The organism is Sulfurospirillum cavolei, from assembly GCF_001548055.1.
Taxonomy (GTDB): Bacteria; Campylobacterota; Campylobacteria; order Campylobacterales; family Sulfurospirillaceae; genus Sulfurospirillum.
Map to the genome: position 1 here is coordinate 2362942 of NZ_AP014724.1, position 14474 is coordinate 2377415.

20 protein-coding genes are annotated in these 14474 nt (G+C 45.4%); 7 read left to right on the top strand and 13 right to left on the bottom strand.

Going from position 1 to position 14474, the window contains the following annotated elements; genetic code table 11:
• Positions 1-142: 142 nt before the first annotated feature.
• The 7 genes from UCH003_RS11815 to UCH003_RS11845 form a co-directional block, all read right to left on the bottom strand.
• Positions 143-859, bottom strand: a complete 717-nt coding sequence (locus UCH003_RS11815; protein ID WP_060826655.1) for an ABC transporter ATP-binding protein — start codon at positions 857-859, stop codon at positions 143-145.
• Positions 852-1634 (bottom strand): ABC transporter ATP-binding protein, encoded by a 783-nt coding sequence (locus UCH003_RS11820; RefSeq protein ID WP_041962928.1) that lies wholly within the window; start codon positions 1632-1634, stop codon positions 852-854. The genes UCH003_RS11815 and UCH003_RS11820 overlap by 8 nt, the downstream gene beginning before the upstream one ends.
• A complete protein-coding gene (locus UCH003_RS11825) occupies positions 1631-2581 on the bottom strand; it encodes a branched-chain amino acid ABC transporter permease (protein ID WP_060826656.1) in 951 nt (316 codons plus the stop codon). The genes UCH003_RS11820 and UCH003_RS11825 overlap by 4 nt, the downstream gene beginning before the upstream one ends.
• A complete protein-coding gene (locus UCH003_RS11830; RefSeq protein WP_041962930.1) occupies positions 2578-3480 on the bottom strand; it encodes a branched-chain amino acid ABC transporter permease in 903 nt (300 codons plus the stop codon). Before UCH003_RS11830 ends, UCH003_RS11825 begins: the two co-directional genes overlap by 4 nt.
• 123 nt (positions 3481-3603) lie before the next feature.
• Complete coding sequence (locus UCH003_RS11835; protein WP_039672112.1) at positions 3604-4731, bottom strand: branched-chain amino acid ABC transporter substrate-binding protein; 1128 nt, start codon at positions 4729-4731, stop codon at positions 3604-3606.
• Between the two features lie 67 nt (positions 4732-4798).
• Positions 4799-5455 (bottom strand): hypothetical protein, encoded by a 657-nt coding sequence (locus tag UCH003_RS11840; protein ID WP_060826657.1) that lies wholly within the window; start codon positions 5453-5455, stop codon positions 4799-4801.
• Complete coding sequence (locus tag UCH003_RS11845; protein ID WP_039672110.1) at positions 5448-5672, bottom strand: hypothetical protein; 225 nt, start codon at positions 5670-5672, stop codon at positions 5448-5450. Before UCH003_RS11845 ends, UCH003_RS11840 begins: the two co-directional genes overlap by 8 nt.
• A gap of 273 nt (positions 5673-5945) precedes the next feature.
• Between UCH003_RS11845 and UCH003_RS11850 the strand changes: the two genes are divergently transcribed.
• The 3 genes from UCH003_RS11850 to UCH003_RS11860 are packed head-to-tail and all read left to right on the top strand — an operon-like array spanning position 5946 to position 7849.
• Positions 5946-6698, top strand: coding sequence for an SDR family oxidoreductase (locus UCH003_RS11850; protein WP_039672109.1), 753 nt, complete (start codon positions 5946-5948; stop codon positions 6696-6698).
• Positions 6699-6753: 55 nt separating this feature from the next.
• On the top strand, positions 6754-6978 hold the full coding sequence (locus UCH003_RS11855) for a VF530 family DNA-binding protein (RefSeq protein ID WP_060826658.1): 225 nt from the start codon (positions 6754-6756) through the stop codon (positions 6976-6978).
• Positions 6938-7849 (top strand): DMT family transporter, encoded by a 912-nt coding sequence (locus tag UCH003_RS11860; RefSeq protein WP_231964778.1) that lies wholly within the window; start codon positions 6938-6940, stop codon positions 7847-7849. The genes UCH003_RS11855 and UCH003_RS11860 overlap by 41 nt, the downstream gene beginning before the upstream one ends.
• Here the strand turns inward: UCH003_RS11860 and UCH003_RS11865 are convergent.
• Together UCH003_RS11865 and UCH003_RS11870 are read right to left on the bottom strand one after the other, a co-directional pair.
• Positions 7827-8252, bottom strand: coding sequence for an ester cyclase (locus UCH003_RS11865; protein WP_039672107.1), 426 nt, complete (start codon positions 8250-8252; stop codon positions 7827-7829). The genes UCH003_RS11860 and UCH003_RS11865 overlap by 23 nt on opposite strands.
• Positions 8253-8501, bottom strand: a complete 249-nt coding sequence (locus tag UCH003_RS11870) for a hypothetical protein (protein WP_060826660.1) — start codon at positions 8499-8501, stop codon at positions 8253-8255. It lies immediately after the preceding gene.
• 144 nt (positions 8502-8645) lie between these two features.
• Between UCH003_RS11870 and UCH003_RS11875 the strand changes: the two genes are divergently transcribed.
• Entirely contained in the window at positions 8646-9539 is an 894-nt protein-coding gene (locus UCH003_RS11875) for a polysaccharide deacetylase family protein (RefSeq protein WP_060826661.1), read from the top strand.
• Here UCH003_RS11875 and UCH003_RS11880 read toward each other — a convergent pair whose 3' ends face one another.
• Entirely contained in the window at positions 9540-10340 is an 801-nt protein-coding gene (locus UCH003_RS11880; RefSeq protein ID WP_348622990.1) for a putative hydro-lyase, read from the bottom strand.
• Between the two features lie 239 nt (positions 10341-10579).
• Between UCH003_RS11880 and UCH003_RS11885 the strand changes: the two genes are divergently transcribed.
• Positions 10580-11416, top strand: coding sequence for a DUF4392 domain-containing protein (locus UCH003_RS11885; RefSeq protein ID WP_060826663.1), 837 nt, complete (start codon positions 10580-10582; stop codon positions 11414-11416).
• 3 nt (positions 11417-11419) lie between these two features.
• Entirely contained in the window at positions 11420-11842 is a 423-nt protein-coding gene (gene trxC, locus UCH003_RS11890; RefSeq protein ID WP_060826664.1) for a thioredoxin TrxC, read from the top strand.
• Positions 11843-11946: 104 nt separating this feature from the next.
• Here trxC and UCH003_RS11895 read toward each other — a convergent pair whose 3' ends face one another.
• Both UCH003_RS11895 and UCH003_RS11900 read right to left on the bottom strand, forming a co-directional pair.
• Positions 11947-12372 (bottom strand): HepT-like ribonuclease domain-containing protein, encoded by a 426-nt coding sequence (locus tag UCH003_RS11895; RefSeq protein ID WP_060826665.1) that lies wholly within the window; start codon positions 12370-12372, stop codon positions 11947-11949.
• Positions 12365-12649 (bottom strand): nucleotidyltransferase family protein, encoded by a 285-nt coding sequence (locus tag UCH003_RS11900; protein WP_039672102.1) that lies wholly within the window; start codon positions 12647-12649, stop codon positions 12365-12367. The genes UCH003_RS11895 and UCH003_RS11900 overlap by 8 nt, the downstream gene beginning before the upstream one ends.
• Before the next feature lie 138 nt (positions 12650-12787).
• Between UCH003_RS11900 and UCH003_RS11905 the strand changes: the two genes are divergently transcribed.
• The gene (locus UCH003_RS11905) at positions 12788-13138 is read left to right on the top strand and encodes a hypothetical protein (RefSeq protein WP_060826666.1); all 351 of its coding nucleotides are present in this window, start codon (positions 12788-12790) and stop codon (positions 13136-13138) included.
• A gap of 18 nt (positions 13139-13156) precedes the next feature.
• On the opposite strand, the gene UCH003_RS11910 is transcribed toward UCH003_RS11905, so the two are convergent.
• Positions 13157-14461, bottom strand: coding sequence for an EAL domain-containing protein (locus UCH003_RS11910; RefSeq protein WP_060826667.1), 1305 nt, complete (start codon positions 14459-14461; stop codon positions 13157-13159).
• Positions 14462-14474 lie beyond the last annotated feature (13 nt).

Consider the following 14474-nt stretch of genomic DNA (forward strand, 5'->3'; position numbering starts at 1 on the left):
TAGCGGTTTATAATTAATGTCAATGTTTCTAAAACTTTTTATATCAAATCTATTTTTAGTATTCCTATTTGTACTACTTTTTTTATCATAGGAAAATCGGCCAAAAAAAACCGCCTGCCAAACGGCAGACGGTCACGATACCTTACTTTTTCTTACCCAAATACGCTTCTTGAATGACTTCAGAGTTGAGCAGCTCTTCACTGCTTCCCGTATGGGTAATCTTTCCTAATTCCAAAACATACCCTCGATCGGCGAGTTTAAGCGCGGCTTTGGCATTTTGCTCGACGAGCAAGACCGTCACGCCGCTTTTAGCAATCGCTTTAATCGCCTTGAAAATCACTTTGACCAAAACGGGAGCCAACCCTAAACTCGGCTCGTCCAAGATTAAAAGTTTGGGCTTGCTCATGATCGCCCGACCGATGGCAAGCATCTGTTGCTCGCCGCCGCTTAGCGTTCCGGCAAGCTGTTTGCGTCGCTCTTTCAAACGCGGCAAAATCTCGTAAATCCAATCTAAAGTCGCTTGATCGTACTTTTTCAACGTATAAGCGCCCATCATCAAATTTTCTTCGACGCTGAGCGTGCTAAAAACGCGTCTGCCCTCGGGAGAATGGCTCATACCCAACGCAACGATTTCGTGCGCTTGGAGTTTACTCAATTCTCTTCCTTCAAAAACGATGCTTCCCGAAGCGGCTTTAAGCAAGCCGCTGATCGTTCGGAGAGTGGTCGTTTTTCCGGCACCGTTCGCGCCTAAAATCGTTACGACTTCGCCTCGTGCGACGTTAAGATCGATACCTTTAATCGCGGCAATCGCACCGTAATTGACATGTAAGTCTTTCACTTCAAGAAGCATATTATGCATCTTCGTCCTCCTCGTCGCTTCCGATGTACGCTTCGACGACTTTCGGATCGGCTTGTACAAAAGAGGGGACGCCTTCGCTGATTTTCGCACCGAAGTTGATCACCGTGATGTATTCGCTAAGACTCATCACCATCTCCATATCGTGTTCGATCATCATGATCGTCACGCCCATCGCTTGAATTTTACGTATCATTTCGGTCAACTCAATCGTCTCGTTCTCGTTGAGTCCGGCGGCGGGTTCGTCCAAAATTAGAAGTTCAGGCTCAGCCGCCAAAGCGCGCGCCATCTCGATACGTCGTTGAATGCCGTACGACAAATCGCCCGCGGGCGTGGTCGCATAGAGCGATAGATTGAAAAACTCCATCAACTCGCCGACTTTCGTCCATTGGTATTTTTCGTCTTTAAAATAGGCGGGTGTGGGAATGATGCCGTTATACCAGCGTTGTTTGGATTTGATGTGGCGTCCGGACATAATATTCTCCGCAACGCTCATTTCGGAAAAGAGTCGAATCGTCTGAAACGTACGTAAAATGCCCAGTCCCGCAATTTTATACGGGCTGATGCCCTTAATATCTTTGCCTTTCCATAAAATCTGTCCGATTTCGGGCGTATAAATACCCGTAATACAGTTAAACAACGTGGTTTTACCTGCTCCGTTGGGTCCGATAATGCCGTAAATCTGCCCTTTTTTGACTTTCATCGAAAGGTTGTCGATTGCTACGAGACCGGAAAAAAGTTTGCTGACGTTTTGAATTTCTAAAAGATACTCGCTCATTTCGCCCCCTTTTTGAGGAAGCTCGGAATATTGCCGAATTTCACCGGCCAAATACCTCGAGGTCTTAAAATCATCGTTAAAATCATCGCGACGCCGAACACCAAATAGCGTGCCGTTTCAAACTCCCTGAACACCTCGGGCAAAACAAACATCACAAACGTTCCAATTAAAACGCCGGGCAACGATGCCGAGCCTCCAACCAATACGATCGTAAAAAACATAATCGACTGCGTTACGTTAAAGGCTTCGGGGCTAACCGCGGAATACTGCACGGAAAACATACTCCCGGCAGCCCCCGCAATGCCCGCACCCAAGATAAATGCATACAATTTATAATAGCGCAAACTGATTCCCATGCTTTGCGCCGCAATATCGTCTTTGTGAATGTAAAACATCGCGCGTCCGAACTTACTGCGATCCAGACTCCGCATAATAAACAACGTGATACCGAGTAAAATAAATGCCATATAGTACATATGAATTTGACTTGAAAAGTCGTAACCGAAAACGTGCACGACGTCGATTCCGAACAGTCCGTTTGGACCTCCGGTCAAGCCGAAAACGTCGTTTTCCAATATTTGAATAAAAATGATATTAAATCCGATCGTAGCGACCAAAAGATAATCGCCTCTCAGATGAATAATCGGCGCGACCAAGGCAAACGCACATGCCATCGGAATCACAACCGAAGGAATCCACGTCGCTAAAATCGCCCATCCGAACTGCACGTTCAAAATCGCGGTCGTATACGCACCCAAACCGAAAAACATGGCGTGTCCCATGTGAAAAACGCCCGCCCGTCCTAAGATAATATCTTGCGAAAACGCGACGCAGGCGAACACCAAAAAGGTCGTTCCGACGGCTAACCACGCCGAATCGACAAAGAGCGGATACAAACCCGCGAACCCTAAAAGTAAAAGAGCGATTAAACCGGTTTTATTCATCATACTTTCTCCGCTACTTTTTCGCCGAGAATTCCGGTCGGTCTAAAAACCAAAATAACGATCAACAAAACAAAGGTAAACGTCTCTGCCCACTGCGTCGAGATGTAACCGGTAATCATGGCATTGAAAAGTCCTAGCAAAAGACCTCCGAGCATAGCTCCGGGAATATTGCCGATACCGCCCATAATGGCGGCTACAAACGCATTGAGTCCGTACATCCATCCCATATCGAAGGTAATGCCGCGGTAATACGCTCCGATAAAAAGTCCCGCAACCGCACCGAGTGCCGAGCCGATGATGAAAATAATCATAACGATACGATTGACGTTAATTCCCATCAATTTAGCCGCATCCTGATCGATAGCAACCGCGCGAATCGCCGTTCCGATTTTGGTTTGATTGATAAAGAAGTACAGTCCGACCATTAAAACCGAGGAGAGGCTCAAAATCATCACTTGCGTAAATGTAATGACGATTCCGCCTACGCTCCAAAGCGTCGAGGGGAAAAAATCGGTCGGGAAAATCTTCATATTGGGTCCCCAAATTAACATCACGGAATTTTGGATCACTAAACCCGCGCCGAGAGCCGAAACAACGGCACTTAGCCTCGGAGCCGTTCGCAAAGGCCGATACGCCAAGCGTTCGAGTAAAACGCCCACGAACGCGACGACCAACGCACTTAAAAGAAATACCGACACCACCGCTAAAAGCGACGTCGTTCCTTCCGAAAAGAGCGAACCGTAAACACTCAAACCGACAAAAGCCGAAAAGGCGACGAGGTCTCCGTGAGCGAAGTTGATGAGACGCATCACCCCGTACACCATCGTATATCCTAAAGCGACTAAAGCGTATAAGCTTCCGATCGTTAAACCGTTGACCATTTGTTGAAGAAAAATATCCATGGACGTTACTCTATCCTTTTCACAGTATAAAAGTGCCGAAAATGCAAGGTTTAATCGAAAAAACCTTGCATCGGCGTGCTTGAAAAGCGTGACGCGACAAGCCTATTTTTACATGTTACCTTTTTATTGGTAAACGATTTTATAGCTTTTGTCCGCTTGAACTTCATAGGTCATATAACCGCCGCCGATACGCTCGCCGTCTTCTCTAAACGTCACAGGACCCGTGATGCCGGGGAAATCTTTGAGTTTATGCATCGCTTCGGCAACCACTTTGGTATCTTCGGATTTGGTTTGTTCCATCGCATGTAAAATCGCGCGCAAGCCGTCCACGTTCATCAAAGACCAAATCGAAGCGGGCATCGCGTTATACTTGGCTTTGTAATCGACTAAAAACGTTTTAGCGATGTCGTAAGGTAAAATGTCCGGAGTCGGCACGTTAATCATAAACGTTCCTTTCGCACTCTCTCCCGCTAGTTTCATAAAATCAGGGTTGTCGTTCGAGTCGCCGCCGACGAAATCGGCTTTAATACCGAGTTGTTGTTGTTGCGCCCTTAGCAATCCGCCGTCGGTATAGTAACCGCTAAAGTAGATGACGTCCGGTTCCATCGCTTTGATTTTGGTCAACGTGGCGGTGAAATTTTGCGTGCCGGATTTGATTTTTCCTTCGTAAACGATGTTGGCGTTTTTCGCTTTTAACGCTTTAATCGTCGCATCGCCTAAGTCGGTCGAATAGCTTGAATAATCGGAGAGAACGACGATTTTTTTGTACTGTTTACCGTCGACGAAATATTTTGCCGTAAAATCGGCTTCCGCACTGTTGGGGAAGGAGTTTCTAAAAAACGTCCAATATTTATGCGCGATCAACGAGTCGCTCGTACCGTCGCTGGTTTGAAGAACACCGGCTCTAAAATAGGTCGTTTGCGCCGCTTCAGTCGCTCCCGAAGTGTAAGAACCGATGACCGCTTTCACGCCTTCGTTGACCAATTTTTTAGCACAAATCGCCGCTTGTTGCGCCGTACCTTGATCGTCACATGTTACGACTTCGATTTTTTTACCGAGTATGCCGCCTTTGGCATTGTATTGCTCAACGATCAATTTAACGCCGTTATCGATACTTTGTCCCTCGCTGGCGTACGATCCCGTAATCGGTGCTTGAACCCCGATTTTAATAACGTCTGCGGCAACGCTCGCACCGGCTAAAATAGAACAAACCGCTAGCGAAGCGGCAATTTTTGGTAACATTTTCTTCATCCCTTCTCCTTTTAAAAATTTTGAAACGACTTTTAAAGGCTTACATGTAAGCGTTCAAAACTCGTTTCTACTTTGGAAAAATGACGTAACAGCCCGCCGCCCACTCTCCGAGTTCTTCCACCTGCGTAATCGGCGTAGCGTAAAAACGTGACGAAAGCGAAGGAAAACGGTTGACGACTTCATCGAAACTGTGCACGATTTCGGGAATACGCTTGGCAAGTTTTTTACGCGCTTGCGTCGAAATATCCGCATAAAACGCAAAAATACCGTAATCAAGCAACGATTCATTCCTACTTTTGCGCTGAAGCATCTTGCACAAACGCTCGATTTCGAAAGTATACTCGGCTTTTGCGTTACACACGCCGTTTTTAAGCGTCATAATCACACGTGAAATCGAATCGTTGTGGTTGTGGTGAACGAAACGTTCATCGAGCGTAATGCTAAACGCCCCTTGGGAAAGCGCGTTTTTTTCCATAAACGTTTTAAACGCTTTACGATTGGGAAGCGAACAGCGTAAAATATCCGAAACACTCGCATCGATAAAGACTTCGGGGGCGTTTTCGATTAAGCCGAGTGCTTGTGCGACGTGAATACAGAGGATTTTTTGAGGACCGCTGGAGAGGCTCAAACGGTTATTTGTCCAAAATAAAAAATTTTTCTCCGCTTGCGTAATACCTTCTAAGACGGCTTGAACGACGCGCTCTTGGCTTGGAAAGTTACTCATAATAATTCTCCTCGACCTCTTGCACGATGCCGCTTTCGGTTAGAATATCTTCGATCAGGCGATTTTTGGAGATGTTGAGCGCATTGGCAAGTTTTCCCAAAGCATTGTCCAAATTGGCATCGATCTTAATCGTCAGTTGCGCAATTTCACGTTTTTTGGTTTGATGCTTTTCGATCACGCTTTGAATGACGTCTCGTCCGAGCTTCTGTTTTGCCACGTGCGTCCTTTAGTAAAATTTTGGAATACTAAAAGTAGTACCTTTTAACCGACACGAAAATCTTAATATATTTTTGGAATATTGCGTCAATTTCGGATGATGAAATTTTATACATTACGTATGATTTGGTTGAATTTTAACGCTCAAAACGGCTATTTTAAGGCTATATTTAGAATAAACAGGACACGGAACGGTTTTTTTAAAGAGTTACCAAAGGTATCATTATGGCTTGAAAGATTATAATACGCTTATCTTTTTTGTGAAAGGACGTACATGTCAAAAGTCGTTTTAATTACGGGAGCAACTTCGGGGTTCGGCGAAGCAACCGCCGAAAAATTTGCCGTTTCGGGCTATAAAGTGATTATTACGGGACGTAGGCGTGAACGGTTAGATGCTTTCAAAGCCAAATTTCCCACATGCGATATTTTACCGATCTGCTTTGACGTCCGCGATAAACAAGCAGTTTTCGACGCCATCGCTTCTTTACCCGAAGCGTATAAAAACATCGATATTCTCGTCAATAACGCCGGACTTGCCTTAGGACTCGGGCACGCGAACGAAGTCGATATCGAAGATTGGGAGACGATGGTCGATACGAATATCAAAGGGTTACTTTACGTGACACGTGCTGTTTTGCCGATCATGGTCGAGCGCAAAAGCGGTTACATCTTCAATCTCGGCTCCATCGCCGGAAACTGGCCGTATGAAGGCGGAAACGTTTACGGAGCGACCAAAGCGTTCGTAAAACAATTTTCACTCAACCTACGCACCGATCTTCGCGGCACCAACGTACGCGTGACCAATATCGAGCCGGGATTTTCCGAAACGGAATTTTCCGATGTGCGTTTCAAAGGCGACACAACCAAAGCCAAAAAAGTCTACGAGGGCACGAAAGCACTCGATAAAGAAGACATCGCCGATACGATCTTTACCTTGGCACACTTGCCGCCGCACGTCAACGTCAACCGCATCGAAATTATGCCGACGATGCAAAGCTGCGGCGGACTTTTCGTCGAACGACGCTAATGGATATCGTGACATGTAAGCCTTAAAACCTTACATGTCATTCTTTGAGGAACCCATGAATCAACACCCGAACAACCCTTTACACGGCATCACCCTAGAAGCAATGCTTAAAGAGCTCCAATCGCACTACGGCTGGGAAAAACTGGATGAGATGATGCGCGTCAACTGTTTTCACGACAATCCAAGCATTGCCTCAAGCCTTAAATTTTTCCGTAAAACGCCGTGGGCAAGAGCAAAACTTGAAAAGCTCTACCTCGATTTTCGCAAAGCTTCCCGATAACACGATGTCGTATACGAAAGCATTTTGGATTACCTCTTTAGGTATGTTTTTGATGAGCTTTGAATCGCCGCTGATCAAAATGACGCACGTGAGCGCACAAAATTTCACGTTTTATTTCGGTCTTTGTATGTTTCTAAGCCTCAATACCGTTTTACTTTTTCAGTACAAAACGGCGATTTTTGCTCTGTATCGCCGACATGTCGTTTCGATTCTGGCGTGCGCGTTTTGCATCGCACTCAGCAATTTTTTGTTTATCCTCGCCATCAAACATACCAGCGTCGCAAGTGCGGTTTTTATTTTGAGTACCGGTCCGTTGATCAGCGCACTCTTTTCGTTTCTCTTGTTTCGCACCAAAACGCCGCTTCGTACGTTTGTTGCAATCTTTTTTGTCTTTGTCGGTCTTTTTATTATTCTGTTTAACGACTTGGGATTAGGCAATATGGAGGGAAATCTTTACGCTTTCGGATGCGTTTTTGCGTTTATTTCGATGCTGTTTATTTTGGAAAGAGATAAAGAAGTCAACCGCTTGGCGTGTTTTGGGACAGGCACGCTCATGGCATCGCTTTTAGCACTCTTAAGCACGCCTATCGTTCTGCCCGATACCTATTCGTTGAGTATTATCGTCTTTATGGGAGGCGTGCTAACACCTTTGTCCCGCGCGTTTATCGGTACGGGGACGAAAGTGCTTCCATCCGTGGAAGTAGCACTTTTAACGATTATCGAGCCGGTCTTGGCCCCCGTTTGGGTGTGGTGTTTCATCGACGAAAAACCGCATCCCAATACGTTGATCGGAGGCGTGATTATTTTAATCACCCTCGTACTGCACTCGCTCAAAGCGCATCAAGACGCTATGCGTTTGCGTTCGAATTAGCGATGTTAATTTGTCCGTAGAGTGCGTTTAAGTCGCCCAAAACCCAGGCATCGACGATCTTTTCGTTTTCAAATTTAAAAAAGCACGCGCCCGAATACCGAATACGATTGCCCGTGGGTTCAAACCCGAAAAGCTTACCCGAGTGCGTGCCCGTATACACGAGCCTCACTGCGGCTTTATCGCCCTCAACGACGATGTCTTCGATGACATGGTACAAATTGGGAAATGCGCTAAAAAGCATTTTCGCATAATCGCAAAAACCGTTGATGCTATCCACACGCATCCCTAAAGAACCTCTAAAATTAAACGAAGGGTCGAAAAAGCGGTGTGCTTGATCGAGTTTTTTCTCGTTCCAGAGCACGTCGTAATACTCTTCAACCAACTGTCGTATCTGCTTTGCCATCTATTTTTTGTCCTTTTCAAGCCCTTGTTTCGCAGGTGCTTTATGGGAAGCGGCAGAATTTTGGTCATACCAACTTTCGCTTGCATCGTACTCAAATTCGAAGACTTTATCCAAGCCTCGCTTTTCAAGTTCTTGGTCTATATTTTGCGGGGTAATCCCCTTTTTCTTGCATGCATCAAGAATCGCCTCAATATCTTCTTCGGGAATTCCGTTGTAACGCATTTCTAAAACTGCTTCGTTAGCCGTCATACTCTATTCTCGTCAAAACATTGAACTTATCGCTTAAGTTTCCAATTTGGTCTGAAAGCTCAAACACCGCCGTGTCATACAGGTACGAAATTATAATCATTTTTTTTCAAAAAATAGCTAAAATTCTTTTGAAAGGATTCGAACATGCTCAAAACGATTTTTCTTGTACTGTGCGCGGGACTTCATCTCTTCGCGCTGGAGAACTACACGCTTGATGCGCGGCAATTTTGGAAAGACAAAACCCTTTTTTTGGTTATTCGTCGTTTCGAGCAAAACGATCGCATACGTTACCTCACGCTCAATACCCAAACCCTTCAAACACAGCTTATGAACTTGGACGAAAGCATGCTAGAGCCGATTGCTCCTCGCGCTTTAGCCCAAACGCCTTTTGCACAAACCCTGAACGCCGCCACGGCACTTTGGCAAAAAGGCGGTATCGATCATGCGTCGAGGAGGCTCGACGCGACGCTGTTTTTGACGATGGATTTATGCCCTTCGTCCAAAAAAGGCTATGAAAGCGAGTTTCTTCGTACGCTAACGCGGCAAAACGGCAAAACACCGATCGCCGTAGCGATCAGTTCGGCGTGGTTGGAGCATCACGAAGCAGAGTTTGAGGCACTGCGAAACGACCCAAATCTTAGCATCACGTGGGTCAATCACACGCATACGCATTTTTACGATCGAGCTTTACCGGATCGAAAAAACTTTATGTTGCATCAAGGTACCGACGTTCAAGCCGAGATTTTAAACGTCGAACAACGCTTGATCGAAAAAGGGGTAACGCCTTCGGTTTTTTTCCGTTTTCCCGGTCTCATTGCCGATGAACGCTTGATGCGGGCATTGCGTGAGCACTACTTTTTGATTCCGCTCTCCGCCGATGCGTGGATTGCAAAAAACCAACGTCCCGAAAACGGAAGTTTGATCTTGATTCACGGCAATAAAAACGAACCTTTGGGAATCGACATGTTAGAACACATGCTTCCCGATCTGCTGAAACGTTATCGCTTTCAAGCGATCGAAGAAGCGTTTGTGCCTTAATTATTCGTAGTATTCGCTGTCTTTGCGGTCGGTCACGAACATATGACCCGGCGCGTGCGTAATCGCAAACGGCAGTTTCATCTTCGTAATCACGTTTTGGGGCGTCACGCCGCAAGGCCAAAAAAGCGGAACTTCGCCCTCTTTAATCTCGATAGGATCGCCGTAATCGGGACGGGTAATATCGCCGATGCCGATGACTTCCGGTGATCCCGAGTGAATGGGCGCACCGTGCATTTGCGGAAAGTGCCCCGTCACTTCATACGCGTCGGCGACCTTTTCACGCTTGATCGGGCGCATGCTCACGACCATTTCTCCCTCAAACCCCTCAACCGGCGTCAGCCGAACGTTGGTGTTGTACATAGCAACGTTTTTTTGCATGTCGACGTGACGAAGCGGCATACCGTTTTCGATGAGTGCCGTCTCGAACGAAAAGCTGCATCCGATCAGGAAAAAAACCAGATCGGGCGTATAATAAGGCGTAATGTCTCTTACCGTTTCGACCAAAACGCCCTCACGTAAAATATTGTACTTGGGAATCTCGGTTAAAAGATCGGCACGGTCGGCTAAAATCTTGGTATGATGCCCTTCTTTGACGATCTCTAAAACGGGAATCGCTTTTGAGTTTGCTTTGGCAAACGCTTCAAAGCCTTCAGCGTATTGCCTCGGTAACGCCACCATATTCATCTGAATGTATCCCGGACATTCACCCGCCGTAGGTCTTGAAAATTCGCCTTTTGCGATTTTGGCACGTAATTCTTTAGGAGTCATCGCTTTCCTTCTTTCCGACAAATTTGCCCTCAAACGCTCAATAGGTCAAAGGCTTTGCATCAAAATCTTGCATCAAACTGCTCGTCAAACTCGTTTTTCACGAAGAAAAAGCACTCAAGGTGCATGGGCATCGCGCCAAGGACGACTCGATGGTAGGGGAGGCTTTGACGTTTTAGGGTAAAGTTCTGCAAGAACGCTCTTGATTAATCGCATTGTACCCAATTTTTAGGTACAATTTTTCACGATAAGATTTTGAAAATAAAAAGGTTTTTATGAACGCATTTTCTTCGATTGAGGCGATTACGCTTCAACACTCCACTCGCCATATGGATAAGATTCAAGCGCAATTTCCCCAAGCACACACGCAAAAAGCCGTTGAAGCTTTTGTGAAACTCGATAAAGGGGTCGTTTTTATTTACACGGGATTTTACGTTGCGGGCTTCGCCGAAACGGACGGGCCCATAGGTGCTTATTTTCTTGCAAAAACGTTTCAAACCTTAGGCTTCACGCCCGTCATCATTACCGACCACTTTTGCGAAGACTACTTTTTCGAATTTAAAACGCTCTACATTCCTCTTGAGGGACTTTTTAAAGAGCAATACGAACTCTTGCTTCATACCTACAAACCCGTATGCCATTTTGCGATCGAACGTTGCGGACAAAACAAAGAGGGCAAATACCTCAATGCGCGCGGCGTCGATATTAAGGAGTTTACCGCACCCGTAGACGAACTCTTCAAACTGGGCTCTAAAACCGCTCCGAGTTTCGGTATCGGCGACGGCGGTAACGAAATAGGTATGGGAAGCTTCGCCGAAGTGCTCAAAAACAAAGAATTTTTTTACGACTATTGCGTCATTGCTTGCGACTACCCGATGATCGCTTCGGTCTCCAACTGGGGTGGATACGGCTTTATCGCCGAGCTTGAAAAAGTCTTACATGTAAACGTTTTACCTAGCTTTGAAGAGGTTGAAAATTACCTTGCATTTATCGTTTCAAAAGGCTCGGTGGACGGCATCAAGCGCGAATCCACCATGTCCGTGGACGGTAAAGAATGGTCGATAGAACCCCAAATACTTCAAGCACTCAAAGAGTACGCTACGAAAGGATAAACGATGAAAGTCATCTGTCCCAACTGCTTGGCAACCAACAACGTTCCCAAACTCGAAGTCTATAAAAAAGCCAATTGCGGCAAATGCAAAGAGAGTTTGCTCGACCCTCATCCCATCGCCCTCTCAAGCGATACGATCGATGCGATTTTGGAAAGTACCGACGTACCCGTCATCGTCGACTTTTGGGCGCCGTGGTGCGGACCGTGCAAAGCCTTCGCCCCCACCTTCCAACAAGCCGCCCGCGCCTACCCGCTTCGTGTTTTGTTCGCTAAAGTCGACACCGAAGCCGAACAGTTTTTAGCTTCTCGCTTCAAAATCCGCTCGATTCCGACATTGATCGTTTTTAAAGACGGCGTTGAAGTTGAGCGCGTGAGCGGAGCCATGAGCGATGAAGATTTGGACGCTTTTGTGGAGAGGTTTTTGTAATTCTTACATGTAAGAATTACGGACAGACAAAAAGGCTATTCAAAATGTTGTGTTTAAAGGCTCTGCCAATTTTTTCTTGATCTCTGCAAGTTCTATTTTATATCCTAAACTTCAAAATTCGTTAAGAATCTCAAAACCTGCTCGTTCTTCACATTCTCTACTTTAGCGTGTGCGATGGCGTTTTCAAGCATAATCTTTTCTGTCGTAACAAGAAAAATTAACTCTTTTTGATATTCAGGCAATTTGTGCGTTATTACTTCCCAAACGATCTCTTCATCAATGCCAAAATAGCCATGATTGATTTGGTTACGAAAATCGACGATGCGACGGTATTCACTTTTTAGAAGTCCACTGTTTAACAGTGCTTTGGTAGCTTCGCCGATGAGCTCAAGTTCTCTGATGCACGCATCCCATGCCATTTCATGAGAGAGCAGTTCAGTGCCGTTTTGAATCTTACATGTAAAGCGGGAAATTTTATCAATAGCAATGAAAATATCGACGATGTAGAGGCTTATATCGCGGTTAGACATAAAGCACTTCGTGGGCGATTTTCTCTTTGATGAGATTGCGAATGGACTTTTCAAGCCCCAAATCGACTTTCGCTCCCAACTCTTTTTCGAGAAGTTCTTTAAGCGCATAGTAGTTGTCAAAACTAGAGGGCATATCGACGATGATGTCGATGTCGCTTTGTGGGGTTTGTTGCTCTTTGGCGTAACTTCCAAAAAGCCCTATTTTTTTGACATTAAACTGCTCTTGTAAGAAAGGTTTGTGCGTTTTGAGATAGTCTAAAATCAACTCTTTGGTCATATGCCGCTTCCTCTTTTTAGTGCTTCTATTGTAGCAAAAAAAGAGTTTTTTGTGCATTATCTTTCATTCTGAAATATTTTCAACCCCTCTTTTCTCACTTTGCTACCATAACCTCATAAATCAAAACTGAGGTGTGTGATGGTTCTTGGCAAATGTCCGTATTGCGGTGGTTCGGTCATCTCGCAAAAGCTGACCATTCAAGGTCAAAAGGTCAACCTTTATGCGTGTGAGCATGCGAAAAAAGAGCGGGACATCAACGATGATTATGTGTTTAGCAGTGAGGCAACGTGTCGGTTTCGGGTTTACTCGAACACCTTTTTGCGCTGGAATAAACGAAGTTTGAGTGAGTATGAGATGAAACAGCTTTTAAAAGAAGGGCAGATCGCGGTGCGGTTGCATGGGCGAAAAGGCACGGGAGAGTATTTTAAATACGTTATCCCCGATCCCGAATACGGTGTGAGTATTGTGTGGGATAGCGAGGTTGCTTAGGGCTTACATGTCACGATTTTACGGGTTGATTTGAGGGGACGGCATATCGATGAAATAGCCTTGCGAATAGTCGATGCCGAGCTGTTTAACGGTGGAGAGAACCGTGCTAGAGTGCACAAACTCCGCGACCGTTTTAATGCCCATTTTTTTGGAAAACGCGACGATGGTTTCGACGACGATTTGGGCATTTTTGTCTTTGTCGATGTCTTTGATGAGGCTTCCGTCGATCTTGATAAAATCGGGATTGAGTTTGATGATGTACGAAAAGTTGGAAAACCCGCTTCCAAAATCGTCGATGGCGACTTTGGCACCGTAGCGTTTGATCTCGTTGAAAAAATGGACGACTTTATTATAATCGTTCACTCTTTCCGATTCTAAAAGTTCGAAGGTCAAACGCTCTCCCATACGAGAATCGTGAAGTTTTTGAATAATAAAATCGTAAATGTCTTGATTGACGATGTCTTCAAACGAGAGGTTGATGCTAAAGTCATAACTATTGTGCTCGAAAATCTCAAATGTTTTTTCGATGATCGTCGTCGTAATTTTGTCGTAAACTTTGATCATTTTGGCAACGGGAATGAAGTTGTGCGGCGTGTGAATAATGCCCTCTTCATCAATCATACGCGAAAGCGACTCGAACTTAACTACAATGCCCGTTTCGTTGTCGATAATCGGCTGAAAATAAGGAACAATGCCCGAGCAATCAACGATGGCTTTGCGCACTTTGGTCGCGTATTTGAGGTTATTTTCGTACTCTTGCGCAAACGGCATCGAGTCTTCGAAAATCCAGTATTTGAGTTGCTTTTTTTTGGCAAACTTTTGCGCCATGCTGACTTTGGAAAAAATATCGTCGTTGCTCTCGCTTGCGCTGGAAGATAAAGTCGAATCGACGTAAATTTCCGTTTGTGCGTACGCATACTTGATGTGCGTCAGTTTTTTACACAATTGGCTAACGTAGGCTTTCAGCGTGTAAAAATTCATTTTTTCCGAAAGCAAGATCGCAAATTCGTCTCCGGCGATGCGGTAAACGCGCGTATCGCCTAGCTCGCTTTTCAGTGTTTTTGCAAACGACTCCAAGATAAAATCGCCCACGACAAAACCGTAAAAATCGTTTAAAAGCTTGAAATTATCAATATTTGCGATGATTAACGTAAAGCGCGTCGCCTCTTCAAGATCATGGCGCAATTGGTACAGATTGGGAAGACGCGTCAAAGGGTCGATGTAAAATTGCTCGATAAGGCTTTGCTGCACGACGTGAAGCTCGCGACTGAGAAGTTTGACTTTGTCTTGCAACACCGTTGCGCTCGATACATCCCTATTCATCACATGACCTTAT

Bases quoted from the DNA above. Each gene is read 5' to 3' on its own strand.
- UCH003_RS11855 (WP_060826658.1), top strand. From the start codon at position 6,754: ATGAATCAACACCCGAACAACCCTTTACACGGCATCACCCTAGAAGCA.
- UCH003_RS11835 (WP_039672112.1), bottom strand. From the start codon at position 4,731: ATGAAGAAAATGTTACCAAAAATTGCCGCTTCGCTAGCGGTTTGTTCT.
- UCH003_RS11830 (WP_041962930.1), bottom strand. From the start codon at position 3,480: ATGGATATTTTTCTTCAACAAATGGTCAACGGTTTAACGATCGGAAGC.
- UCH003_RS11825 (WP_060826656.1), bottom strand. From the start codon at position 2,581: ATGATGAATAAAACCGGTTTAATCGCTCTTTTACTTTTAGGGTTCGCG.
- UCH003_RS11885 (WP_060826663.1), top strand. From the start codon at position 10,580: ATGAACGCATTTTCTTCGATTGAGGCGATTACGCTTCAACACTCCACT.
- UCH003_RS11820 (WP_041962928.1), bottom strand. From the start codon at position 1,634: ATGAGCGAGTATCTTTTAGAAATTCAAAACGTCAGCAAACTTTTTTCC.
- UCH003_RS11910 (WP_060826667.1), bottom strand. From the start codon at position 14,461: ATGAATAGGGATGTATCGAGCGCAACGGTGTTGCAAGACAAAGTCAAA.
- UCH003_RS11875 (WP_060826661.1), top strand. From the start codon at position 8,646: ATGCTCAAAACGATTTTTCTTGTACTGTGCGCGGGACTTCATCTCTTC.
- UCH003_RS11865 (WP_039672107.1), bottom strand. From the start codon at position 8,252: ATGGCAAAGCAGATACGACAGTTGGTTGAAGAGTATTACGACGTGCTC.
- UCH003_RS11870 (WP_060826660.1), bottom strand. From the start codon at position 8,501: ATGACGGCTAACGAAGCAGTTTTAGAAATGCGTTACAACGGAATTCCC.
- UCH003_RS11815 (WP_060826655.1), bottom strand. From the start codon at position 859: ATGCATAATATGCTTCTTGAAGTGAAAGACTTACATGTCAATTACGGT.
- UCH003_RS11900 (WP_039672102.1), bottom strand. From the start codon at position 12,649: ATGACCAAAGAGTTGATTTTAGACTATCTCAAAACGCACAAACCTTTC.
- UCH003_RS11850 (WP_039672109.1), top strand. From the start codon at position 5,946: ATGTCAAAAGTCGTTTTAATTACGGGAGCAACTTCGGGGTTCGGCGAA.
- UCH003_RS11905 (WP_060826666.1), top strand. From the start codon at position 12,788: ATGGTTCTTGGCAAATGTCCGTATTGCGGTGGTTCGGTCATCTCGCAA.
- UCH003_RS11895 (WP_060826665.1), bottom strand. From the start codon at position 12,372: ATGTCTAACCGCGATATAAGCCTCTACATCGTCGATATTTTCATTGCT.
- trxC (WP_060826664.1), top strand. From the start codon at position 11,420: ATGAAAGTCATCTGTCCCAACTGCTTGGCAACCAACAACGTTCCCAAA.
- UCH003_RS11840 (WP_060826657.1), bottom strand. From the start codon at position 5,455: ATGAGTAACTTTCCAAGCCAAGAGCGCGTCGTTCAAGCCGTCTTAGAA.